Origin of the sequence: Micromonospora narathiwatensis, assembly GCF_900089605.1 — a bacterium.
Lineage (GTDB): Bacteria > Actinomycetota > Actinomycetes > Mycobacteriales > Micromonosporaceae > Micromonospora > Micromonospora narathiwatensis.
This window is the reverse complement of sequence record NZ_LT594324.1, coordinates 5,204,213-5,226,327: the sequence shown is the minus strand read 5'-3', so window position 1 is coordinate 5,226,327 and position 22,115 is coordinate 5,204,213. Positions and strand designations below refer to the sequence as shown.

General features: G+C 73.4%; 19 protein-coding genes and 1 pseudogene. 8 read left to right on the top strand and 12 right to left on the bottom strand.

Annotation, left to right across the window (positions count from 1 at the left end):
* Nucleotides 1-135 precede the first annotated feature (135 nt).
* From GA0070621_RS22870 to GA0070621_RS22835, 8 genes are all read right to left on the bottom strand, one after another.
* Entirely contained in the window at nucleotides 136-1,206 is a 1,071-nt protein-coding gene (locus GA0070621_RS22870; RefSeq protein WP_167667180.1) for a glycoside hydrolase family 26 protein, read from the bottom strand.
* Between the two features lie 117 nt (nucleotides 1,207-1,323).
* Nucleotides 1,324-2,256, bottom strand: a complete 933-nt coding sequence (locus GA0070621_RS22865) for a sulfotransferase family protein (protein WP_091199539.1) — start codon at nucleotides 2,254-2,256, stop codon at nucleotides 1,324-1,326.
* A 28-nt stretch (nucleotides 2,257-2,284) separates the two neighbouring features.
* Nucleotides 2,285-3,895 (bottom strand): MATE family efflux transporter, encoded by a 1,611-nt coding sequence (locus GA0070621_RS22860; RefSeq protein ID WP_091199537.1) that lies wholly within the window; start codon nucleotides 3,893-3,895, stop codon nucleotides 2,285-2,287.
* Nucleotides 3,862-4,725 carry a sulfotransferase family protein gene (locus tag GA0070621_RS22855; RefSeq protein WP_091199535.1) on the bottom strand — a complete coding sequence of 288 codons (864 nt, stop codon included), beginning with the start codon at nucleotides 4,723-4,725 and terminating at the stop codon, nucleotides 3,862-3,864. The genes GA0070621_RS22860 and GA0070621_RS22855 overlap by 34 nt, the downstream gene beginning before the upstream one ends.
* Before the next feature lie 17 nt (nucleotides 4,726-4,742).
* Nucleotides 4,743-5,948 (bottom strand): hypothetical protein, encoded by a 1,206-nt coding sequence (locus GA0070621_RS22850; protein WP_091199533.1) that lies wholly within the window; start codon nucleotides 5,946-5,948, stop codon nucleotides 4,743-4,745.
* Nucleotides 5,948-7,438, bottom strand: coding sequence for an O-antigen ligase family protein (locus tag GA0070621_RS22845; protein WP_091199531.1), 1,491 nt, complete (start codon nucleotides 7,436-7,438; stop codon nucleotides 5,948-5,950). Before GA0070621_RS22845 ends, GA0070621_RS22850 begins: the two co-directional genes overlap by 1 nt.
* Nucleotides 7,435-8,433 carry a DUF3048 domain-containing protein gene (locus GA0070621_RS22840; protein ID WP_091199529.1) on the bottom strand — a complete coding sequence of 333 codons (999 nt, stop codon included), beginning with the start codon at nucleotides 8,431-8,433 and terminating at the stop codon, nucleotides 7,435-7,437. The genes GA0070621_RS22845 and GA0070621_RS22840 overlap by 4 nt, the downstream gene beginning before the upstream one ends.
* On the bottom strand, nucleotides 8,430-10,226 hold the full coding sequence (locus GA0070621_RS22835; protein WP_091199527.1) for a Wzz/FepE/Etk N-terminal domain-containing protein: 1,797 nt from the start codon (nucleotides 10,224-10,226) through the stop codon (nucleotides 8,430-8,432). The genes GA0070621_RS22840 and GA0070621_RS22835 overlap by 4 nt, the downstream gene beginning before the upstream one ends.
* Nucleotides 10,227-10,723: 497 nt before the next feature.
* Here GA0070621_RS22835 and GA0070621_RS22830 point away from each other — a divergent pair, with 497 nt between their 5' ends.
* The 4 genes from GA0070621_RS22830 to GA0070621_RS22815 are packed head-to-tail and all read left to right on the top strand — an operon-like array spanning nucleotide 10,724 to nucleotide 13,716.
* Nucleotides 10,724-11,200 (top strand): glycosyltransferase family 28 protein, encoded by a 477-nt coding sequence (locus GA0070621_RS22830; protein ID WP_091199525.1) that lies wholly within the window; start codon nucleotides 10,724-10,726, stop codon nucleotides 11,198-11,200.
* 55 nt (nucleotides 11,201-11,255) lie between these two features.
* Nucleotides 11,256-11,840: a glycosyltransferase gene (locus tag GA0070621_RS22825; RefSeq protein WP_167667178.1), complete on the top strand. Its 585-nt coding sequence runs from the start codon at nucleotides 11,256-11,258 to the stop codon at nucleotides 11,838-11,840.
* Complete coding sequence (locus GA0070621_RS22820; RefSeq protein ID WP_091199521.1) at nucleotides 11,837-12,805, top strand: sulfotransferase family protein; 969 nt, start codon at nucleotides 11,837-11,839, stop codon at nucleotides 12,803-12,805. The genes GA0070621_RS22825 and GA0070621_RS22820 overlap by 4 nt, the downstream gene beginning before the upstream one ends.
* Entirely contained in the window at nucleotides 12,802-13,716 is a 915-nt protein-coding gene (locus tag GA0070621_RS22815) for a glycosyltransferase family 2 protein (protein ID WP_091199518.1), read from the top strand. The genes GA0070621_RS22820 and GA0070621_RS22815 overlap by 4 nt, the downstream gene beginning before the upstream one ends.
* 61 nt (nucleotides 13,717-13,777) lie before the next feature.
* On the opposite strand, the gene GA0070621_RS22810 is transcribed toward GA0070621_RS22815, so the two are convergent.
* Both GA0070621_RS22810 and GA0070621_RS22805 read right to left on the bottom strand, forming a co-directional pair.
* The gene (locus tag GA0070621_RS22810) at nucleotides 13,778-15,160 is read right to left on the bottom strand and encodes a hypothetical protein (RefSeq protein WP_091199517.1); all 1,383 of its coding nucleotides are present in this window, start codon (nucleotides 15,158-15,160) and stop codon (nucleotides 13,778-13,780) included.
* A 96-nt stretch (nucleotides 15,161-15,256) separates the two neighbouring features.
* The gene (locus GA0070621_RS22805; RefSeq protein WP_231921094.1) at nucleotides 15,257-16,135 is read right to left on the bottom strand and encodes a 3'(2'),5'-bisphosphate nucleotidase CysQ; all 879 of its coding nucleotides are present in this window, start codon (nucleotides 16,133-16,135) and stop codon (nucleotides 15,257-15,259) included.
* 220 nt (nucleotides 16,136-16,355) lie between these two features.
* On the opposite strand from GA0070621_RS22805, the gene GA0070621_RS22800 reads away from it, so the two are divergent.
* Both GA0070621_RS22800 and corA read left to right on the top strand, forming a co-directional pair.
* Nucleotides 16,356-17,450, top strand: a complete 1,095-nt coding sequence (locus GA0070621_RS22800; protein ID WP_091199514.1) for an aminotransferase-like domain-containing protein — start codon at nucleotides 16,356-16,358, stop codon at nucleotides 17,448-17,450.
* 389 nt (nucleotides 17,451-17,839) lie between these two features.
* The gene (corA, locus tag GA0070621_RS22795) at nucleotides 17,840-18,988 is read left to right on the top strand and encodes a magnesium/cobalt transporter CorA (RefSeq protein WP_091202745.1); all 1,149 of its coding nucleotides are present in this window, start codon (nucleotides 17,840-17,842) and stop codon (nucleotides 18,986-18,988) included.
* Nucleotides 18,989-19,074: 86 nt separating this feature from the next.
* On the opposite strand, the pseudogene GA0070621_RS22790 reads toward corA, so the two are convergent.
* A pseudogene (locus GA0070621_RS22790) lies at nucleotides 19,075-19,873 on the bottom strand (hypothetical protein).
* Nucleotides 19,874-19,957: 84 nt separating this feature from the next.
* Between GA0070621_RS22790 and GA0070621_RS22785 the strand changes: the two are divergent.
* Together GA0070621_RS22785 and GA0070621_RS22780 are read left to right on the top strand one after the other, a co-directional pair.
* The gene (locus GA0070621_RS22785) at nucleotides 19,958-20,488 is read left to right on the top strand and encodes a peptidylprolyl isomerase (protein ID WP_091199511.1); all 531 of its coding nucleotides are present in this window, start codon (nucleotides 19,958-19,960) and stop codon (nucleotides 20,486-20,488) included.
* A 96-nt stretch (nucleotides 20,489-20,584) separates the two neighbouring features.
* A complete protein-coding gene (locus GA0070621_RS22780) occupies nucleotides 20,585-21,529 on the top strand; it encodes a rhomboid family intramembrane serine protease (RefSeq protein ID WP_091199509.1) in 945 nt (314 codons plus the stop codon).
* A gap of 45 nt (nucleotides 21,530-21,574) precedes the next feature.
* Here the strand turns inward: GA0070621_RS22780 and GA0070621_RS22775 are convergent, their stop codons facing one another.
* Nucleotides 21,575-22,009, bottom strand: a complete 435-nt coding sequence (locus GA0070621_RS22775; RefSeq protein ID WP_167667174.1) for a PH domain-containing protein — start codon at nucleotides 22,007-22,009, stop codon at nucleotides 21,575-21,577.
* Between the last annotated feature and the right edge of the window lie 106 nt (nucleotides 22,010-22,115).

Genomic DNA, 22,115 nt, shown 5'->3' with positions numbered 1-22,115 from the left:
GACGCGAGGTGGGCGTACGCCGGCCGACCGCAGACGTGAGAGGAATACCTTCTCGCATTCGGCTGCCGCTCGTCCACCCGGGACCGGCGATTCGGGCCGATCAATCGCCCGGCCGGCACGAAAAGACGACGGAGATTATCGGCCCGGCTTCCGCGGTGGTCCGGACGGGACGGTGAGATCCGGCGGCGGCGGACTGAAGTACGGGTCAGTGACCATTTCGCGGAACACCGCCGCGCTTTCCGGGTCGTTGCCGAACGTGCTGTCGTAGAGCGGTTTCGTGGTCTGCTTGGCCGCGAAGTAGAGCGCCGCCTTGATCTGCGGGTGCTTCTTGAGGTACGGCTGGACCTCGCGCAGCCAGTCGGCCCGCTGGCCCGGCCGGCCCTCCTGGGTGAGGCCGAACTCGCCGATCACCACCGGCCGGGGATGCTGCTGCGCGAAGGCCATGAAGTGGTCCATCCGGTCGGCGAAGCTGTTCCACTCCGGGCTGGGGTACACGTCGGCGCAGAGCCAGTCCACCTGGTCGTCACCCGGGTAGTAGGCGGCGGCCTGCCGGGCCGGGTCGGCGAAGCCGTCCGCGTGCGGGCACCACACCCAGGCCGCGTTGGTGGCACCGACCTCGGTGAAGATGGCCCGTACGTGCTTCCACGCGGCGACGTAGTCCTCCGGCGAGTGCATGCTGGCGGCCAGGTTCGGCCGGTCCATCTCCCACCGGTAGCGGAGCAGCACCGGCACCCCGAACGCCTTGACGTCCTCGGCGCGCTGGCGGATCAGCGGGTCGTAGGTGCCGCTGACCGTGGACCGGGTGTCCGTGCCCTGCCAGGAGATCATCTGTAGCCGGCCCTGGGCCTGGAACGCCCGCTCGGTGGCACCCGGGAACGCGTCGTTCCACTGGTGGAACATGTGGGCGATGGTCAGCTTGCCGCCGGCCGCCTGGTCGAACTCGTCGAGCGCCGCCGCCCGCCCGGTGGCGTTGTGGAACTGCGGTTTGACCCACGCGCCCAGCCAGGCGCCCGTCTTCGGCGGCTTCGGCCCGCGCCCGGTGGTGCGGACCGGGTCGGTCCGGGGCTCCACGGAGGGCGGCGGCACCGTCGCGGTCGCCTGGCGGGCCGGCCGGTCGGCGGGGCCGGAGTCGCATGCCGCCACCGCCGGCATCAGGCACGCCAGGGCGAACGCCGCCGCCACCGTACGTCGTAACCGTCGTACCACCGCAACCTCTCCCCAGGATGGTCACCGGCCCCACGGTCACGGCTCCGAGAGCGCGCGTCAGTGGGACGGCGCGCCGGGGCGGGCGGGCGACCCTGGCACTCTACCGTGCGGTGACGCTCACCCGCTGTAGCCGAGTTCGCTGAGCAGCGGCTCAGCCTGGGCCAGTACGTCGACGAGGTCCTGTTCGGCCAGTCGCTTCCGCCACCGGCCCACCGAGTCGGGGCGGGCCTTGGCGAAGCGGGCGTGCAGCGCCTGCCGGCCGGCCGGATCACCGACGTCGAGGAAGTCGGCGACCAACTCGGCCGCCTCCGCCGGGCGGGTGACGATGTCCTCGTAGCGCAGGTGGCGTACCCGCTCGGCGGGCAGCTCGGCGAGCTGGGCCATCGCGCTGCCGGTGAAGCGGCGCCACATCCAGGCCGAGCGGCCCAGGTCGGAGACCCTGGTGAACTCGTCGTGCCGCTCCGGCTCCACCCAGAACCGGGGCGCGGCCCCCCACGGCGTACCGCCCCGACCGCTCTTGCCGGTCCCCGTCGAGGACGCGTTCAGCCACGGCTGCTCGGCGTGCGACACCGCCACGTCCCGGCCGTCACGGTAGACGTGCAGGAAGACCGCGTCCGGGAAGACCTCGGTGAGGAACGGCACGATGAAGCAGTTCTCCGGGTCCTTCTCGGCGAACCGCAGCCCGCCGTGCCCGGACGCGGCGAGCAGCGCGCCGTAGTAGCCGCGGAAGTAGCGGGCCGCCCGCTGCGGGGTCCAACTGCCCTCGTACACGCAGCGGGCCACCGCCTTGGTCAGCCGGGGCTCGAAGTGGTACGAGACCTCCGGCAGCGCCCCCACGCAGCTGCCCAGGAACGTCGTGCCGGAACGGGGCGCGCCCAGGATGAAGATCGGCCGCTCCACCCGCAGGCTGAGCCTGCGGTTGGCGGCCTCCACCGGCCGTTCCAGCTCCCGGCGCTCCTTCCGGTCCGCGAGCAGGCCGACGGCGGCGAGCTTCGCGGCCTTCACGGCGGACAGGCCGGTGTGCGGGGTGAACGGCGTGCTGCTGGTCATCGGTGTCCCATCGGTACGCAGGGGCAGGTCAGGGCTGGGCGGTCGGGGTCGCGCCGGCGCGGTTCCGGCCCCGGCGCAGCGCGCGGAGCGCGTCGAGGTGCAGGGTGGCCCGCCAGCGCCAGGCGCCGGCCAGGTACGCCGCCGTGCCGGCCACCGCCAGCAGGGTGAGCACCGGCACCGGGGCGTCGAGCAGGCCGGCCGCCCCGAGCGGCAGGCCGAAGCAGGCGACGGCCAGGGCCATCGCGGCCCGGGTGCCCCGCCCGAACGGGTGCAGGCGCATCGACCACCAGAGCTGGGTCAGCGGCACCAGGTTGGTGACCAGGATGGACGTCGTCCAGGCCAGGGCGGCGCCGACGATGCCGTACCCCGGGATGAGCGCGATGTTGGCGACCACGTTGAGCACCGTGCCGGTCATCGCGTTGTAGAAGGTCCACGCGGTACGCCCGGCCATGTTGAGCACCATGTCCACCATGCCGCAGCCGGTCGCCAGCAGCATGGTCAGCGCGAGCAGCAGCACCACCCGGCGACCGGTGCTGTAGCCGGAGCCGAAGAGCGCCATCATCGGCTCGGCGAACGCCGCGAAGACCAGGTACGCGGGCCAGGAGAGCAGCACCAGCCAGCCGGTGGCCGCCTGGTAGAGCTGCTGCGCCTCGGCCCGGTCGTTGCGGGCGAAGGCGGCGGCCAGCCGGTGCTGGACCGAGCTGGACAGCGCGACGCTGGCGAGCTGGCCGAGCGCCAGGAAGCGGGTCGCCGCCGTGTAGATGGCCGCGTCGGCCGGCCCACGCAGGGCGCTGAGCAGCACGATGTCCAACCGCTGTACGACGATCGCGGCCACGCCGCTCACCGCGCGCGGCCCGGTGAACCGCCAGAACGGCCCGAGCAGTTCGCCGGCCGGCACCGGCCGGGCGACGTGCCGTCCGGCGCGACGGACCAGCCGGGCCAGCCAGGCCACGGCGACCGCCGCGGCGAGCAGGTACGGCACCGCCCAGGCCAGCGGCAGCGCGGTGGTGGCGGAGAGACCCAGCCAGGCGGCCACCGCCACCGCGACGAACTGCACCAGCGTGCGGCCGAGCCGTTCCACGGTGAGCAGCGGCCGCATCTGGCCGAAGCCCCGACAGGCGGCGAGGGCGTAGTCGTTGAGCGCGGCCAGCGGCACGAAGGCCAGCAGGACGCGCAGCGCGGTCACCCCGCCCGGGCCGGCCTCGGGCATGGTCGCCTCGGCGAGCGCCGGGGCGGCCAGCCAGCCGGCGAGGCCGAGCAGCGCCCCGACGGCCAGCACCGGCACCAACCCGGCCAGGATCGTGCCCCGGATCCGCTCCCGCTGGTCGAGGGCGCGCTGCCGGCTGACGAAGTAGACGGTTCCGACGTCGGTGCCGAGCCGGGCCGCCGACGCGGCGATCATGAACGCGCTGGTGGCCGCGAAGAACACGCCGGCGTCGTGGACCGACCAGCCACGGGTGATGACGACGTTCAGCCCGAAGCCGGCGACCGCGGCGAGGCCGACGCCGACCAGGTTCGCGAAGCCCTGCCGGGCCGCGCCGCCGAGGCCGGCACCGCCGACCGGGGCGGTGGCCTGCGTCGCGGTGGCCCCGGCGTCCGCCCGGGTCACCGCCGCCACGACGGCACGCGTCCCCACCACTTGGTCAGCCGCTCGTCGTACGGGGCGAAGTGCGCCTCCAGCCGGGCCCGCAACTCGGTCGACATCGGCGAGCGGGAACGCGAGTTGTGCTTGCCGAAGGAGATGTCCGCCCAGCGCGGCAGGCGGAGGAAGTCGCAGACCGCGTCGAAGGACGGGCGCGGGTCGGCGAAAAAGTCATCGCTGTCGATGACGTGCAGCCGCTCCCGGCCGACCAGCGCCTCCAGCCGCTCCAGCTGCTCGACGTACCGCCCCCGGGCCAGGTACGCGTTGTGCTGGAGATGGTGGCTGGCGTACCTCGGGTCGGCGGTCATCCGCTCCCGCTCGCCGGCGGTCCGCTCCTCTTCCAGGGCCAGCGCCCGCTCGAACGACGACTCGCTCTCGTAGCCCCGGGCCAGCTCGTGCGAGTGCGCCGAATAGGCCCGCTCCACCGGGTCGCGCAGCAGCACCAGCAGCTTCACCGAGGGCAGGTCCTTGGCGATCCGCCGCGCGGCGAGCGGGTGGAACATGTAGTACGGGCTGGACTCGCCGGTGATCCCGCGTACGCCGAGCTGCTGCCGGACCGCCTCCGCCTTCGAGGTGCTGGGGAAGTGGCCGAGATACCAGCCCATCCCCCGGTGGTAGTCCATGTCGAAGTAGTGCACGCCCTTGTGGTACGCCGGCGGCAGCACCCCGGGATGCTGGGCGAGCGTCTTGAACAGCGAGGTGGTGCCGCAGCGCTGCGCCCCCACGATCAGGAATCCGGGCACCATCCGCGAACCGGCGGTCAACCGACCGACCGTCCGGCTCATCGACTTCACCGCACGGAGCGCCTGCTCCCTGGCCAGCGTCACGTCCCCACTCCTCACTCTCACCGGGCCCGGCGGGCCAGGTGCTCCTCGACGGCGGGCAGCAGCCAGGCGTCGACGTGCCCCAGCCGCGCGCCCGCCTCCGCCTGCCGGTCCCGCAGATAGCGCGCCGCCAGCTCCACCAGGTAGAGCACGGCGACCAGGTCGGCGCCCCGGCCGTCCTGGTCGAACGGCGCCAGCGTCCGGTCCGCGCCGGCGATCAGCGCCCGCGCGGCCTCCGTCGGGGCCACCCCGACGTGGCCGATCGCGGTCTGCACCGCCCGGTGCAGCGCGTCGTACCCGGCCGGCACGTCCGGCTCGAACCGCTCCCAGTCCCAGACCAGCACCCGGCCGTCGGCCAGCACCGCGCTGTTCCCGCCGTTCCAGTCGCCGTGCCAGGCGCCGAAGGCCACCGTCGGGTCGGCGTCCGCGACGGACTTCAGCACGGTGCGCAGCCGCTCGGCCTCCGGCCGCGCGCCGAGCGCGTCCACCGCGTCGGCGAGCCGGGCCGCGTGGCCGCTCCCGGCCCACGACCCCCGGCGTACGCCCAGGCAGCCGGCGACCGTCACCATGGCCGTCCGCTCGGCCGCCTCGGCGGCGGCCGGGGTGGCCCGGGGCAGCCGCACCGGCAGCGCCTCCTGCACCAGCAGCGCGTGCCCGTGCCAGTCGCCGTGGTGGCGTACCCCGGCCACGGTGACCGCGCCGAGCGGCAGGTCGGCCAGCCGGCGCAGCGCGGCGGCCTCCGCGTCGACCAGGGCCCGGGTCAACGGGTCGACGCCGAGCTTGGCGTACCCGAGGGCCCGGCCGTCCGGGGCGAGCAGTTGCAGCACCGGTTTGCGGTTCGCCCGCGCCGGACCGATGTGCATGCTGACCAGCGCCGGGGTGCCCAGCACCTCGGTCAGGTACGCGTCGAGCCCGGCACCGGTCACCACCAGCCGGTCGCGGAACACCAGCGGGCCCAGCCCGAGCCGGAACGCGGTGGCCAGCCCCTGCCGGACCAGCCGCGCCTTGCGGCCGACCGCCTCGGTGGAGTGCCGCACGGCACCGGCCGCGGCCCGGCCCGAGCCGGTCGGCACCAGCAGCCGTGGCCGGGCCGCCGACGGCACCACCACCCAGCCGGGACCTCCCCTGCGCAGGGCGGGCTCGGCCGGCTCGGGCCAGATCAGCCCGGCCAGCTCACCCAGGTACGCGGCGCGGCCGTCGCCGTCGGCAGGTACGCGGAACACCATCAGCGGTCACCGGCAGCTTCCAGTCGGGCCCGCAGCCCGGCCACGGTGCCCCTGTGCGGCGCCGGCGCGACGGCCCGGCGCAGCCGGTCGTTGCGGGCGAGCAGGGCGACCGAGATCAGGCCGTAGGCGAGGGTGGCTTCCAGCGCCCCGTAGGTGAACTGGAAGAAGAGCATGAGGATCAGGACCAGACTGCCCGCGACCCCGATCGGGCTGTGGTCGCGCCGGTAGCGCCAGAGGCAGTAGAGGAAGAAGCCGTTGTAGCAGAGCGCGCCCACGTAGCCCTGGCCGACCAGCAGCGCCCAGAGCTGGCCGTTGCTGCCCAGCTCCCGGTTGCCGCACTGCTTGCAGTCCTCGGACTTGCCGATGGCGATCGACCGGTTGCTGCCGATCAGCGCCCGGTTGCCGCCGTACCCGAGCACCGGCGAGTGGTTGGCGGCGGTGATCGCGCCCTGGGAGAGGGTGGTCCGGATGTCGTCGCTGTGCCCGTTCTGCAGCCGCTCGTCGAAGGTGCGCCCGAGCGGGGTGGCGATGATCAGTACGCCGATCAGGCCGACCGCCAGCGCGAGCCCGCCGAGCACCACCATCCGGCCGCGCAGGGCGAGCCGGATGGCCACGTACACCGCGGCGATGCCGAGGCCGATCCAGAGGCCCCGGTTGAGCGAGTAGATGATCGGGAAGATCGCGGCCAGGACGATCGCGACGCCGAGCACCCGGCGCAGCGGCCGGCCCAGCACCACCCAGCCGACGATCAACCAGATCAGCAGGATCGCGGTGTTCTCACCCCAGGAATTCGTGTACGCGAACGGCGCGGACGGGCGCGGCGAGCTGGCCTCACCGGCGATCACCTGCTGGACCTGAGCGAACTTGACGTTCATCAGCGAGGAGACGTACGAGTTGCTGGCGATCGAGTGCGGCAGGACGGAGCGCAGCGGCGCGACGAAGCTGAAGTTGGGGAAGAGCGAGCCGAGCCAACCGCCGATCACCACGACGACACCCATGAACCCGAAGAGCCGGACCACCCGCCGCCGGGACAGCTCCCGCTCGCTCAGGTTGAGCACGTAGAGCATGACCACGGTCATGGCGACGTAGTTCGCCAGCCGGATGGCCCAGCCGACGTACCGACCGCCGCCGCCGTCGGGCGGGAGCGTGTTCGGCGCGGTGAGGCCGAGCATCAGGGCCGACAGCAGCACCCAGAGCAGCAGCACCAGCCAGATGCCGAAGCCGGGCGGCACCCGGATCGGGCCCCGGCTGCGCAGCTGCACCAGCATCGGCACCGCGAAGATGACGAAGACGAAGCTGGACACCCCGAGCGCCCACCACAGCGGATAGAGCACGAAGAGCGCGATCAGCGGCCACGCCACGGGCAGCCGCAGCGACCCGCCCTTCGGTCGTACCGGGGCCGGCGCGAGTCGCGTCGGCCCGGGCCCGGGGGCGTCGCCGCCGACCGGGGCCGTCCCGTGGGCGGGGCGGTGCGGGGTGACCGTGCTCATTTCACGGTGACCTTGGCGCTGGTCGGCGCGTAGATCACCCAGGCGTTGCCGGGCTGCGGGTGCAGCATGTCGCCGCCGTTGTCGGCGATGGTGCAGACCAACTGGAGGCCGGGCTTGCGCCACCGGCCCTTCGCGCCGGACGGCCCGGAGACCGCGACGACAGCGCCCTCGCCGAAGACGTTCGCCGCCGGGAGCGACCGCGGCGACGGGTGCCGGACGTCCAGCGTCCGGTATTCCATGGTCAGCACGATCACCGAGGCGGCGGTCACCGTGGCGGTGCCCACCTTGCCGACCCAGTGCGACTTCTGCTGGTCGTACCGCCAGATCATGGGCGGGCCGCCGGCGACGCTGACGGTCAGCTCGCGGGCCGGGACGAGGTCCCGGGCGGCCAGCGCGGCACCGTCGGTCGCATGGTCGAGCGCGGGTGTGGGCGGCTGGCCGCCCTTCGGCGCGGCCTTCCACAGCGCGGCGGTGGAGGTGTGGCCGGAGGCGAAGACCTTGCCGTCGGCGGGGGTGACTCCGGCCAGGCCGGACTTCTCGAACTGGGTGAGGAAACCGGTGGGTCCGCCGGCGTATCCGACGAAGGGACGCAGCACGGCGACGGACCGGATGTCGACCGGACGGATCTCGGTGACCGGCCCGACCTTGGCGGCGTCCCGGGACTGGAACACCGCCGTGAGGTGGAGCGTGTCGGACTCGGCGAACTCGGCGTAGACCAGGTCGGCGGCGTCCAGTCCGTACGGGGTGGTCGACGGGCTGACCCGCAGCGGTACGGCCACCGCCTGCCGCTCGGCCACCGCGGCGGCGCTCACCGGCAGCCCGGTCAGCGGCGCGGCGGGCAGGCTCGGGGTGGGGCTCGGGGTGGCCGACGCGGGTGTGCCGGGGTCGACCACGTTGACCTTGCTGGCGGGGGGTGGCGGCTCGCCGCACGCCGCGCCGAAGCCGACCACGAGGGCCGGAGCGAGGGCGGCGCGGAGCATCTGCCGGCGGTTCACCCCCGGTCCTCGCCCGAGTCGAGCGCATAGCCGCGCCCCGGGCCGTCGGTGCCCGGGATGTCGCTGCGGGACCGGTACGTGCCGCCGCTGCCGTTCACCGGCAGCGGCTTGCCCGGGATCGTCGGCTGGACAGGCGGCGGGATCGGCGGCACCGGCTTCGCCGAACCGGCGGGGCCCGAGCCGGACGGATTCATCCGGGGCAGCACCATGGTCGACTCGGCGGACGGGCCGGGGCTCGGCCGGGGCTTGGGCCGGTTGACCGGGGCGGCCGGACGGCTCGTCCCGGCCGGGGCGGGCAGGCGCGGCGCCAGCACCGCACCGATCACCGGGGCGTTGACCTGCTCGAACTGCTGGAGTGCGGCGCTGATCTCGCCGCTGCGGGTCTGCCCGGTCTCGGCCACCACGATCACCGCGTCGACGTGCCGGCCCAGGGCCTGGGCCTCCACCGCGACGGTTGGCTGGGCGGTCTCGATCAGCACGTGGTCGAAGCGTGCGGTCAGCTCGCGGAGGATCTCCAGCAGGCCGCCGACCGGCAGCTCGACCTCGGCGTCCAGGTCGCCGGGGACCAGCACCCGGAGCTGGCCGAGGCCGGGCACCGGGGCCAGCGCCTTGAGCGCCGGCACGTCCCGGCGGAGCACCGAGGCCAGGCTGTACCGGCCCTCGGCGACCCCGGTGATGGCGCTCACCGTCGAGTCCGGCTTGGTGGTCACCAGCGCCACCTGCTGGCCGGTACGGGCGTACGCGGCGGCCAGGTTGGCGGCGACGAACCCGGCGGCCGTGCCGGCCGAGCCGTCACAGAGCAGGAGTTGGCGTCCCCGACCGGCCTCACGCGGCTCGGGCACTGCGGAGAGCAGCACGTTGCGCAGCCGACCCAGCTCTCGGGAGATCTTGTGGGAGGCCGGCAGCATCGCCAGCGAGGAGGTGCGCGCCGGCAGCTCCAGCAGCAACGGCAGGCCGACCCGGTCGGTGATGTCCCGACCGCGGCGTACCCGGGTGTCGAGCCGGTCCAGCACCATCGCCAGCACGATGCCCAGGAGCAGGCCGGCCCCCAGGCCGCTGGCCAGGTTGAGGGTGCGGTTCGGGGAGCTGGGGCGCTGCGGCAGCCGGGCGTCCGAGATGATCTCGCCGGGGTCGGTGTCGGCGGAGATCAGCGGGCTGAGCCGGTTGTTCAGCGAGGAGAGCTGGTTGGTCAGCACGCTCCGGTCGGCCTCGGCCCGTTGCCGCTCGACCGAGTTGCTCGGCGCCGCCGCGATCCGCCCGGCGACCGCGCTCAACTGCTTGTTGAGGTCCGCGATCTGCTGCTTCAGGGCGGTGGTCTCGTTCTCCAGCGCCTTCTGCGCGGTGGCCTTGCGCAGGTCCAGGTACGCCTGCGCGAAGGCGTGCGAACCGGCCTGCGCCTGGGCCGGGCTGTCCGCCTCGTAGGCCACCTGGAGGACCTGGCTGTTCGGCGGCACGGTGACGGCCACCGACTGGACCAGCACCTCGGCCTCGGTGCCGCTCTTCATCAGGCCCTTGGCCCGCTCCGCCACCACGAGCGAACGGACCACCTGCGCCTCCGTGTCGAGGTTGACCTTCGCATTGGGGTTGCTGTCCGGGCCGGCGCTGAGCGGGCGTACCAGCAGCGAGGTGCTCGACGTGTAGCGGGCGTGCTGAAGCTGACTCACCGCCAGCCCCCCGGCCGTGCCGAGGACCGCGGCGAGGAGCAGGATCCACCAGCGGCGGCGTAGCCAGCCCAGATAGGCCATCAGGGCAAGTCCGTCGGCGTCGCTCTCGGCCAGGTGGGGTGAGGGCATCAGATTCTGTCGCTCCCTTTCGACCGAGCCGGGCAGTCCACGGCGCAGCTGGACCTGACCGTGACCTTGATTGTCCCCGATCCAAACGATGGGGAAAAGTCCGCTCAAGTTCCGGTGACCCTGCCCGGGTGTAGACGGCACGGGTAGATATGGCCGGTCTCTATTGACCATTCGGGCGGGTTTCCGGTTTTGGGGCCCCGACCTGCCGCTGCGGGTCGGCGTCGCCGTCGACTCGTCGCCCGGAGAAGTGACGGAATCCTGACACCCGCCCGACTGTCCCGGGTGGCCCGGCCCCTGTCGCTGTTGCGCCCTGGCTGACCTGGTTGTCTGCTTGGCACGGGCGCCGGCGGCGGAGCTCGCGGGCTGGTCCGACCGGCGGGGCGGGATCCGTCCATCGGCCCCTTCATTTGTCCACCGTCGCGCCGATAGGTTGTCATGACGCGTCCGAGGGCCGTTCACGAATATTCGGACGCGGTCGCGGCGTATCGGGAGGACGTTTGGTGAGCGGGTCAACCGAGGGCGCGGGGCAGGTCCTGCTGGTCGGTTCCAGCGGCGGGCACCTCGCCCAACTGCTGGCCCTGGAACCCTGGTACCGGAACCGGCACCGGGCCTGGGTCACATTCGACACTCCCGACGCCCGCTCGCTTCTCGACGGCGAGGACGTCGTGTGGGCGTACCACCCCACGACCCGCAACGTGAAGAACCTGGTCCGTAACGCCTTCCTCGCGTTCCAGGTGATGCGCCGCCGCCGGGTGGACGCGGTGGTCACCACGGGGGCCGGGGTGGCCCTGCCGTTCGTGGTCGCGGCCCGCCTGCGCCGGATCCCGACCGTCTACATCGAGGTGTACGACCGCATCGACAGTGCGACGCTGACCGCCCGGCTCTGTCGTCCCTTCCTGTCCGCGATGCTCGTGCAGTGGGAGGAGCAGCGCCGCATGTACCCGGAGGCGACCGTCGTGGGGAATCTCCTGTGAGCGCGAGGAGTGAGCCGGTTCTGCGAGCCCCGCAGTCGCGAACGAAGGGGGCACAGTGAGTGTGCTCGTTCCTGGGCAGCGGGAGGGCCGCGACGCGACGCCGTACGTGCTGGCCGTGGTCGGCACCGACGTGCACCGGTTCGACCGGCTGGTGGACTGGCTGGAGCGCTGGCACGCCGGCCGGCCCACGGTCCGCGTCGTCCTCCAGTACGGCCACAGCCGCACCCCGCGCCTGCCCGAGGCCAGGCCGTTTCTCGGCCACGAGGAGTTGCAGCGGGCGATGGCCGAGGCCACGCTCGTGGTGAGCCACGGCGGGCCGGCCACCATCACCGAGGCCCGCCGCACCAGTCACCTGCCGATCGTGGTGCCCCGGGACCCGGCCCACGACGAGCACGTCGACAACCACCAGCAGCTTTTCTCCCGGCGGCTCGGGGCGGCCGGCATGGTCCGACTCTGTGAGTCCGAGGCCGAGTTGGTGGCCGCCCTCGACGAGGGGCTGGCCGACCCGTACCGCTTCACCCTGGCCGCGGACCGGGACCGGCCCGACCCGCGGGCCGAGGCGGTGGCCCGGGTGGGTCGGGTGATCGACGACCTGGTGGCCCGCCGGGTACGCCAGCGTGCCGGAGGGCGGCGGCGGTGACGGACAACCCGCGGGTCCTCTTCGTCGGCGGCCTCGGCCGCAGCGGCTCCACCCTGTTGGAGCTGCTCCTGGCCCAGAACGCGGACGTGTGCGCCGTCGGCGAGGTGGTCCACCTCTGGGAGCGGGCGCTCGGCGCCGACGAGCGGTGCGGCTGCGGCGAGCGCTTCACCGGCTGCCCGTTCTGGCGGCAGGTGGGCGAGGTCGCGTTCGGTGGCTGGTCCAGCGTCGACCGGGACGAGGTGCTGGCGCTCAAGGACCGGGTCGACCGCACCCGGCACATCCCCCGGCTGGCGAAGAGTTCCCTGTCGCCGGAGCAACTCGCCGACGTCCGGGAGTACGCCTCCCGCTACACCCGGATCTACCGGGCGGCCCTGGCGGTCACCGGGGCCCGGGTGGTGGTCGACTCCAGCAAGCACGCCTCGCTCGCCTTCGCGCTGCGCTGGGCCGAGGGGCTGGACCTGCGGGTGCTGCACCTGGTCCGGGACAGCCGGGCGGTGGCGTACTCCTGGGGCAAGCAGGTACGCCGGCCCGAGGTGGTCGACGGCGAGGACTTCATGCCCACCTTCTCCCCGTTGGAGGTGAGCAAGCTGTGGACCGCGCAGAACGCCGCGTTCCACCTGCTCGCCTCCCGTGCGCAGGTGCTCCGCCTGCGCTACGAGGACTTCACCGCCGACCCGGTGCGGACCGTACGCCGGCTCCGCGAGTTCGCCGGGCTGCCGGACGATCCGGAGGCGCTGCGCATCCTCACCGACCCCTCGCCGACACCGTCGGCGGCCCGGGCGCACAGCATCGCCGGCAACCCGCTGCGGTTCAGCAAGGGTCCGCTGACCGTCCGGCGGGACGAGGCGTGGCGTACCCGGCTGCCTCGGGGCAGCCGTGCCGTGGTCAGCCTGGCCACGCTGCCCTTCCGAGTCCGCTACGGCTACCTGGGCCAGCGGGGATCCGATTCCGTGGAGGCGTCTTGAGTGGTCCGAGCATCTCCGTCGTCGTGCCGACGCGGGACCGTCCGGAGCTGCTGCGCGCGGCGCTCGACGCGATCATCGGCCAGGCCCATCCGGGGCTGATCGAGGCCATCGTGGTGTACGACCAGTCCGAGCCGGACCGGTCCCTCGAACTGGACCGCGGCGACCGGCGGGTCCGGGTCGTCACCAACACCCGTTCGCCGGGGCTGGCCGGGGCGCGCAACACCGGCATCGAGGCGGCCACCGGTGACCTGGTCGCGTTCTGCGACGACGACGACGAGTGGCTGCCCGGCAAGCTCGCGGCGCAGCTCGGCGCGCTCGACGTGCACCCGGACGGCGCGCTGGTGAGCTGCGGCATCCGGGTCAGCTACGACGACCGGACGGTGGACCGCTCGCTGGCCCGGTCCCGGGTGTCGCTGGAGGCGCTGCTCCGCGACCGGCTCACCGAGCTGCATCCGTCCACGTTCCTGATCCGCCGGGCCGCGCTGGTCGACGCGATCGGGCTGGTCGACGAGCAGATCCCGGGCAGCTACGCGGAGGACTACGAGTTTCTGCTCCGGGCCGCCCGGTACGCCCCGCTGGTCAACGTGGACAGCCCGTACGTGCTGGTCCGCTGGCACAAGCGGTCGTACTTCGCGCAGCGGTGGGAGACCATCTCGACCGCGTTGCAGTGGCTGCTGCGGCGGTACCCGGAGTTCGCCACCGTGCCGCACGGCGAGGCCCGGGTGGCCGGCCAGATCGCCTTCGCGCAGGCCGCCATGGGCAACCGGCGGGACGCCCTCCGCTGGGCCCGGCGCACGCTGGCCCGTAACCCCCGCGAGCCGCGTGCCTACCTGGCCCTGGCGGTGGCGAGCCGGGCCGTGCACGCCGACCGGGTGCTGCGCACCCTGCACAAGCGCGGCCGGGGCATCTGAGGCGTACCCGGTGGGGGCGGGCGACCAGCCGGGTCGCCCGCCCCCACCGTGCGTTTCGCGCTCAGGCCGTGCAGAAGGACTTCCACGCCTGGATGCTCGGCTGGTCCAGCAGACGGAAGTCGCCCTGGCTGACCACCTGGTTGTAGTAGGCCACGAACTCCGGCCGCTGCTGGTTGAGGTAGCCGGTCATCGAGCGGATCCACTGCGCCCGCCCGGCGCCGGAATCGCCGGGCACCAGGTCGCTGCCGGTCTCCGCCACGCCCCACGGCTTGCCCAGCTCCCGGGACTTGCTGATCATGCGGCCGTAGATCTCCTGCGGGGGCGCGTACCGCTTCCACTTGGCGCCCCAGTTGTAGCAGTCCCAGCCGAGCGTCTCGATCACGTCGTCACCCGGGTAGAAGGAGTCGAAGCTCCGCCCGGACTTCGGGTCGAGCGTCCAGCACATCAGGATGAGCGTGTTGATCAGCTTGGGGTTGTCCGCCCGGTCGGCCAGGCCGGCGATCCGGCGCCAGGCCGTCTTGTACGCCTCCGGCGTGAACGCGCCGCGCTCGACGTCGTCCTCCGGCTCGTGGAAGTACGACCAGTAGACGTTGTTCTCCCGTGGGATCGAGGCGAACCAGGAGGCCAGCCGGGAGTCGTGCCGGCCGGAGTTGATCTCCTCCGGGGAGGCCTTGAACGACACCACCACGGTCCGGTCGACGACGTCGGCCCGGCTGCCCTTCCAGGCCGGCGGGAGTCCGGGGAAGAAGATCCGGGCCATCCGCAGCCGACCGAAGGTGCGGTCGGAGCGGGCCAGCGCCTGGCCGAAGTTCTCCCCGGTCTGCACGCCGATGGACGCGCCGGGCAGCGTCAGCCGCGTACCCGTGAAACCCGGAGTCGAGCCGGCGGAGGCCGACGGCGAGCCGGACGGCCGGCCGCCGAGCCCCGCGTCGGCGCCCGGAGTGGCGGTGCCGGGAGCGGGCGCGCCGGTCGGGGCGCTGGTCGGCGACGGCCGCTCGGCCTGCGGCGACGCGCCGCCCGGCCGGTCGGTGGAATCCGGGCGTAGCGTCGCCACGGCGACCCCGCCGCTCGCCACCGCCAGCGTGACCGCCGCGGCGACGACCAGCCGCCAGCGCGGGCGACGACCGCCGGAGGGGGTGGGAACCGGCGCGGCCGAGGGCGGCGGCGGCTGGTCGGGGCTGCCGGCGGCGGGCGGAACCGCCCCGGCCTCGTCGGGTTCCCGCGCCGCCCCGGCCGGGCCGGCGGCCGACGGCTGGTCGAGGTCGGTGGCGACGGGCCCGGCCTCGGGCCAGGGCAACCGGGAGCGGGCCTCGACCGGCGGCACCGGCGGCGCGGCCTCCGGCCACGGCAGGGCGGACTCGCCCTGCTGGCGTGGGATGTCCTGGCCCGGCCAGAGGCCGGTCGGCTGCCCGAAGGCGTGCTGCTGGTCTCGTTCGGCCGGCATGACCCTCCCTGGCTGGTGGCCCGTCGTGGGCGCAGGTCGGCGGTGCTTCGCCCGACACTATTCCCCGCTCACCCCGGGCTGTGCTTACCGCGACACTCAGCCGAACGCCTGGCCGGGGCTGCCGGTGACGGCCGAAGCGGGCATCTCGACCCCGGTCCGGGCGATCGCGTCGAGCAGCGGGTCGGCCAGGTCCGGGCGGCAGACCAGCAGGTCGGGCAGGCGCGGGTCGGCCCGGTTGTAGCGCAGCGGCGAGCCGTCGATCCGGGAGGCGTGCATCCCGGCGCCCAGGGCCACCGCTACCGGAGCGGCACTGTCCCACTCGTACTGGCCGCCCGCGTGGACGTACGCGTCGACCTCGCCGGTCACCACCGCGCACACCTTCACCCCGGCGGAACCCATCGGCACCGCCTGGGCGTCGAGCAACTGGACCAGCTCGTCGACGAAGGCCGGTGGGCGGCTGCGGCTCACCGCGATCCGGATCGGCCCGTCCGCCGGCGGCGGGGTCGGGCAGCCGGTGCCGAGGACGAGCTGACCACCGTCCAGCGTGGTGCGAGCCGGCATGCCGACCGCGCCCGCGACCAGCCCACCGTCCGGCCCGGCCGAACGCCGCCAGAGCGCCACGTGCACCGCCCAGTCCGTCCGGCCGGCCTCGGAGAACTCCCGAGTGCCGTCGAGCGGGTCGATGATCCAGACCCGTTCCGCGTCGAGCCGGTCCGCGCGTTCCCCGGCCGACCAGGCCCGCCGCGCGTCGGCCTGCTCCTCGGAGAGAACCGCGTCCGCCGGCCGCCAGCGGCCCAGGGCGGTCGTCAGCAGCTCGTGCGACCGACGGTCGCCGGCGTCCTTGAGCGCGGCCGGGTCGGCGAAGCCCTGCTGGTCCCGCAGCGCGGTCAGCGCCGCGCCCGCCCGTCCGGCCAGCCACTCCGCGAAGGCCTGGTCGTCGAGTCGATCGGTCCCGTCCTGGGCCACGTGCCTCACCACCTGTCTCCTGGGTCCACCGGATCCGTAATCCTTCGACGGCCGGTGGTCGCGGCGCCACCATCCGTCGGAAGGCGGACAGCTCGCGGGCGGAAGGGTGGACCGCTCGTGAGCCCCTTTCGGATCTTCGTGGGCCCGGTCGGACGGATCGACCGCCCGCATGTTGAACTTCGCGTGTATGCCGGTCGGACCGGCCGTACCAGGCCCTAGGCTCGTGCGCATGACCGCCGAGCAACTGATCTCCTTCGCCCGTGGCGCTCCCTCGCTGGACATCGTCGATGTCGAGGGGCTCAAGGCCGCCGCCGTCCGTGCCTTCGATGCCGATCCCGCCGGGATCACGGCGTACGGCACCTCCGTCGGTTACCCGCCCCTGCGTCGGTGGATCGCGGAGAAGCACGGTGTCGAGGCCGACCAGGTGCTGATCACCAACGGCTCCCTCCAGGCCGACGCATTCCTCTTCGACCACCTGGTCCGCCGGGGCGACGCGGTGGTGGTCGAGCGCCCGACGTACGACCGGACCCTGCTCAACCTCCAGCAGATGGGCAGCGAGATCCACGGCGTGACGATCCAGCCCGACGGTCTGGACACCGCCGAGCTGCGCAAGCTGCTGGAGTCGGGGGTCCGGCCGCGGCTGGCCCACGTCATCCCGAACTACCAGAACCCGGCCGGCGTGACCCTGTCCCTGGAGAAGCGCCGAGAGCTGCTTGACCTGGCCGCCGAGTACGACTTCACCATCTTCGAGGACGACCCGTACGCGGACATCCGGTTCCGGGGCGAGCCGCTGCCGTCGATGCTGTCGATGGACACCCGGGGCGTGGTGGTGCACGCCTCCAGCTTCACCAAGACGGTCTGCCCGGGTGTCCGGGTCGGCTACCTGGTCGGCCCGGCCGAGTTGATCGCCGCGATCGCCAAGAAGGCGACCAGCCTCTACATCTCGCCCGGCATGGTCTCCGAGGCGATCGTGCACCAGTTCTGCGTATCCGGGGACATCCAGCGGTCCATCCACACCGTGCGCTCCGCCCTCGGCGAGCGGGCCGCGGTGCTCGCCGAGTCGCTGCGCCGGCACATCCCCGAGGCCCGCTTCGTCGAGCCGGACGGCGGCTACTTCCTCTGGGTGGAACTGCCGGAGGACGTCGAGGTGGACCGGCTCGCCCCGGCCGCCGCTGAGCGTGGCGTCGCGGTGGTCAAGGGCAGCGACTTCCTGTTGGACGGCGGCCGGCACGCGCTGCGGTTGGCGTTCTCCGCGGTGACCGCGGACCGGATCGACGAGGGGGTCCGGCGGCTGGCCGAGGCGATGGCGGCCGTTCGCGCCTGATTTTCTGTCGGGTTTCCGACAATAATGCGATGTCGGCCGGTTCAGCCCTCCCGCTGGGCCGGCCGACGGCTCACAATGCTGCGAGCGCCGTTCGCCTTCCTGGCGACGGGTCCGCCGTCCGGGGAGCCTCCGCCGCCCCCGCCGGGGCCGCCGGCGCGCGCAGCACAACTCCCGCCCCCAACGGTGCCGGGTGGGCCGTGTCGCCCCTCACCCCCCTGACGCGGCCGGCCCGCCCGGCACCACCCGGGCGGGTGACGACCGTCGCGCCGCCACCGTCCGTGCGTGTGGTGGCCGTCGCAGTCGTGCCGCCGCTCCGCCGCTCGCTCGCGCTGCGATTCGCCCCGATCGGCGTAACCTGCAAGCCGCAGCATCGTGGGGAGGGGGGCGAGATGACGGACCGGGTGGCACGCGATCGCACTGCCGGACAGAACGGCGGCCGGGTGCTCAGGCCACGGGCCTGGGCGGCACCGGTACGCGCCATGTCCCGCATCCTCAACGCCGACGGCTCCCCGGGTGCGCCCGAGCCGACCCGCCCCGGTCGCAGCGGCGTCGTCGACTGCGGCCTGTACGTCGACGGTGAGCGCCAGCCCGGCGAGTGGCACTACGCCGACGCCCTGACGGCGGCCGGCCGGCAGCGGAACGCCTTCGTCTGGCTCGGTCTGCACGAGCCGGGGCTGGACGAGATGACCGAGATCGCGGCCACCTTCGGCCTGCACGAGCTGGCCGTGGAGGACGCGGTCAAGGCCGAGCAGCGGCCCAAGCTGGAGCGCTTCGGGGACGTGGCCTTCCTGGTGCTCCGGACCGCCCGCTACTGCGAGCACACCGAGCTGACCGAGAACTCCGAGGTGGTCGAGACCGGTCAGGTGATGCTCTTCATCGGGCCGAACTTCCTGATCAGCGTCCGGCACGGGGACGCCTGCCGGCTCGCGCCGGTCCGGGCCGACCTGGAGGCGAAGCGGGAGCTGCTGGAGCACGGCCCGTGGGCGGTCGCGTACGCGATCACGGACCGGGTGGTGGACCTCTACCTGGAGGTCGCCGACCGGCTGGAGGACGACCTGGACGTGCTGGAGGCCGACGTCTTCGACCGACAGGGCAGCGGGCGGATCCCGCGGATCTACCAGATGAAGCGGGAGCTGGTCGAGTTCAAGCGGGCGGTGACGCCCCTTCAGCGCCCGCTGCTCACCCTCACCTCGCAGGTCAACCGGGAGGTGCCGCAGGAGGTCCGGCGCTACTTCCGGGACGTGCAGGACCACCTGAGCCGGACCGTCGAGCAGGTCAACTCGTACGACGATCTGCTCAACTCGATCCTGCAGGCGCGGCTGGCCCAGGTCACCGTCGACCAGAACAACGACATGCGCAAGATCGCCGCGTGGGCCGCGATCGGCGCGGTGTGGACCGCGATCGCCGGCATCTACGGCATGAACTTCGACAACATGCCCGAGCTGCGGATGACCTACGGCTATCCGGTCGTGCTGGCGGTCATGCTCGCCATCTCGCTGGCCCTCTACCGGTGGTTCCGCCGCAACGGCTGGCTGTAGCCGCCACCGCCCCCGCTCCGTACCCGTGAACGGGAGCGCCGGCCGCGGGAGTACCCACGTGCCGGCGCTTTCCGGACCCGGTGGCGTCAGCGGCGACCGGTGGTCTTGGCGGTGTTCTTCCCGTTGTTCAGCGCCTTGCTGACGTCGGCCGCCGGACGGCCGGAGGTGTCCCGGGCACCCTCGGCGACCGAGGGCACCTGGTCGGTCGGCTTGATCACCGGCTGGCTGCCGGACGTGGCGGTGGCGGCGCTGCCGCCCCCGGCCACCGCCGAGCTGCCGGCACCGGTGGCCTGGGTCACCTTCGCGCTCGGGTCGGGCGTCTCCACCACGATGGTGTCGACGTCCTCGTGCATCGGCGCCAGCCGGCCGGCCATGTCGTACTCGGCCCACTCCTGCTGCTCGCGGCGGCGGCGCATGGCCATCGCACCGGCCAGTCCGGCGACGGTGCCGGCGGCCAGCAGGCCGGCCATCCGGCCCGCCGAGTGCCTCTTCTGCTTCTTTCTGGCGGCCCTGAGGTTCTTGGCCTTCGCCTTCCGGCTCACCGCGGCCTGTTTCGCGGCGGCCTTCCGGCCGGCCGCCGACCTGCCCGCGGCCTCGGCCCCGGCCTCGCGCATGGCCAGGACCAGCGGCGTGAGCGCCGCGACCGTCGAGGCGAGGCCGCTCGACGCCCGGTCCCGGACCATGACCGCGGCGGGTACGACGGCACCCCGGGCTGCCTGGACCCGTGGGCCGACCCTGGTGCCGGCACCCTTCGCCGCGTACGCCGCGGCCTGCCTCAGGTGACCGATGCCCTGGTTCAGCTCGGTCATCGCGAGCTGCCCCTGGGTTCTACGCCGCCCGATTCCAAACACGGTCCCACCTCCTGGCGAGTTGTTCCTTCGTCATCCTCCACCTTCGGATGCCTTCGCATGGCCAGATCGGGCACATGGGAGGATCCGCATGGAACTGACCGACAAGTGAGGAGTACCCGTGGCCGAGGCTGTCTACGCCACCTTGCACACCAACGCCGGCCCGATCCGGCTGGAGCTCTTCCCGAACCACGCGCCCAAGACCGTCCGCAACTTCGTCGAGCTGGCCGAGGGCAACCGGGAGTACATCGACCCGCGCACCGGCCAGCCGGGCAGCGGGCCGTACTACGACGGCACCATCTCGCACCGCGTGATCAGCGGTTTCATGGTCCAGATGGGTGACCCGACCGGCACCGGTCGCGGTGGCCCGGGCTACAAGTTCGCCGACGAGTTCCACCCTGAGCTGCGCTTCGACCGGCCGTACCTGCTGGCCATGGCGAACGCCGGGCCGGGCACCAACGGCTCGCAGTTCTTCATCACGGTCTCGCCGACCCCGCACCTGAACAACCGGCACACCATCTTCGGCCACGTGGCCGACGAGCAGTCCGCGAAGGTGGTCGACTCGATCGCGAACACCCCCACCGGCCCGAGCGACCGGCCGCTCCAGGACGTGGTCATCGAGCGCGTCGAGATCGAGCGCACCCCGGCGTGAGCGAGACCACCGTTCGGCTCAGCAGCGTGGTGCCTCGCGCCGCCGTGGCGCGGTGCGTGGCGGCGGCGTGAGCGAGCGGCAGGTACCTTTGCTCGCATGACTGAGCGCTCCGGGCAGGCAGGTGACGCCACCGGCGGGCCGGTGCCGACCACTCCGGTCTGCTACCGGCACCCCGACCGGGAGACGTACGTCCGGTGCACCCGGTGCGACCGGCCGATCTGCCCTGAGTGCATGCGAAGCGCCTCGGTCGGGCACCAGTGCCCGGAGTGCGTCAGCGAGGGGCGCCGTAGCGTGCGGCCGGCGCGTACCGCCTTCGGTGGCGGTGCCGCCGGCCGCGAGGGCTACGTCACGAAGACCCTGATCGCGCTGAACGTGCTGGTCATGGTCATCTCCATCGCCTCGGCCCGGAACGGGGCCGCGGCCGCCGGCGGCTCCGGCTTCGGCGGCCTGTTCGGCGGCGCCACGCCGCTGACCGACTGGGGTGCCGTGCTCGGCCTGGCCCGCTTCTCGGACGGCACCGTCGGCGGGGTCGCCGACGGGGAGTGGTACCGCCTGTTCACCGCGATGTTCCTGCACTTCGGCCTGCCGCACCTGCTGCTCAACATGTGGGGGCTCTGGGTGCTCGGCCGGACCCTGGAGGCGGTGCTCGGTCCGCTGCGCTTCCTGGCGCTCTATCTGATCGCCGGGCTGGGCGGCAACGTCGCGGCCTACCTGTTCAGCCCGGTCAACCAAACCACGGCGGGCGCGTCGACCGCCATCTTCGGCCTCTTCGCCGCGATCTTCGTGATCATGCGCCGGCTGGGCCGGGACACCTCGGCGATCGTGCCGATCCTGGTGATCAACCTGATCTTCACCTTCACCGTGCCGAACATCTCCGTCGCCGGCCACCTGGGCGGCCTGTTCACCGGCGCGCTGATGGCCCTGGTCCTGGCGTACGCCCCACGGATGCGGCGGACCATGTTCCAGGCGGCGGGCGGGGCGATCCTGCTGGTGGCGCTGCTCGGGCTGGTCCTGGTCCGGACCGGGATGCTGGTCGGCTGAGCCGGCCGGCGCGGACCGGTCGCGCCACTCCCGGCGTCGCGACCGTCAGCCGGTGGCGGCGCGGGCGGCGTGCAGCGCCTCGGCGACCTCGTCCAGCGGCGCGTCCAGGTCGTACCGGCCGAACAGGTGCAGCGACTCGCCCGCGTCGATCTCCAGCGTCTCGGCGGTGAGCCCGCGCCGGGTACGCCGTTCCACCCGGATCGCCTCCACGGCGGGCCAGGGCAGCCGCCGCCAGCCGGCGAAGCCCTGGCGTACGGTGATCCCCTCGGCGTCGACGGCCAGCCGGACCGGCGCGACCAGGTCACGCAGGGCCCAGCCGGCGAGCCCGGCGGCAGCCAGCCCGGCGAGCGCGACCCGGACCCGGTCACCTTCGGCGAAGAGCAGGCCCAGGGCGACCAGGACGACCGCTCCGAGCAGCTTGGCCACCAGTAGGACGGGCGGCACCCGCCACTGCCGGGCCGGGGGCGACTGTGGAATCACCGCCCCAGCATGCCAGCCGCCCGTACGCCGGGCGCGACGGCCGGGGAACGGGGGAGGACGGCCGGCCGGGTCAGCACGTAGGATCGAGGCAAGCCGAGGTTACCGG

Coding starts and splice junctions, on each gene's coding strand:
- GA0070621_RS22865 (WP_091199539.1), bottom strand. CDS start 2,256: ATGACCAGCAGCACGCCGTTCACCCCGCACACCGGCCTGTCCGCCGTG.
- GA0070621_RS22850 (WP_091199533.1), bottom strand. CDS start 5,948: ATGGTGTTCCGCGTACCTGCCGACGGCGACGGCCGCGCCGCGTACCTG.
- GA0070621_RS22845 (WP_091199531.1), bottom strand. CDS start 7,438: ATGAGCACGGTCACCCCGCACCGCCCCGCCCACGGGACGGCCCCGGTC.
- GA0070621_RS22835 (WP_091199527.1), bottom strand. CDS start 10,226: ATGCCCTCACCCCACCTGGCCGAGAGCGACGCCGACGGACTTGCCCTG.
- GA0070621_RS22810 (WP_091199517.1), bottom strand. CDS start 15,160: ATGCCGGCCGAACGAGACCAGCAGCACGCCTTCGGGCAGCCGACCGGC.
- GA0070621_RS22800 (WP_091199514.1), top strand. CDS start 16,356: ATGACCGCCGAGCAACTGATCTCCTTCGCCCGTGGCGCTCCCTCGCTG.
- corA (WP_091202745.1), top strand. CDS start 17,840: ATGACGGACCGGGTGGCACGCGATCGCACTGCCGGACAGAACGGCGGC.
- GA0070621_RS22780 (WP_091199509.1), top strand. CDS start 20,585: ATGACTGAGCGCTCCGGGCAGGCAGGTGACGCCACCGGCGGGCCGGTG.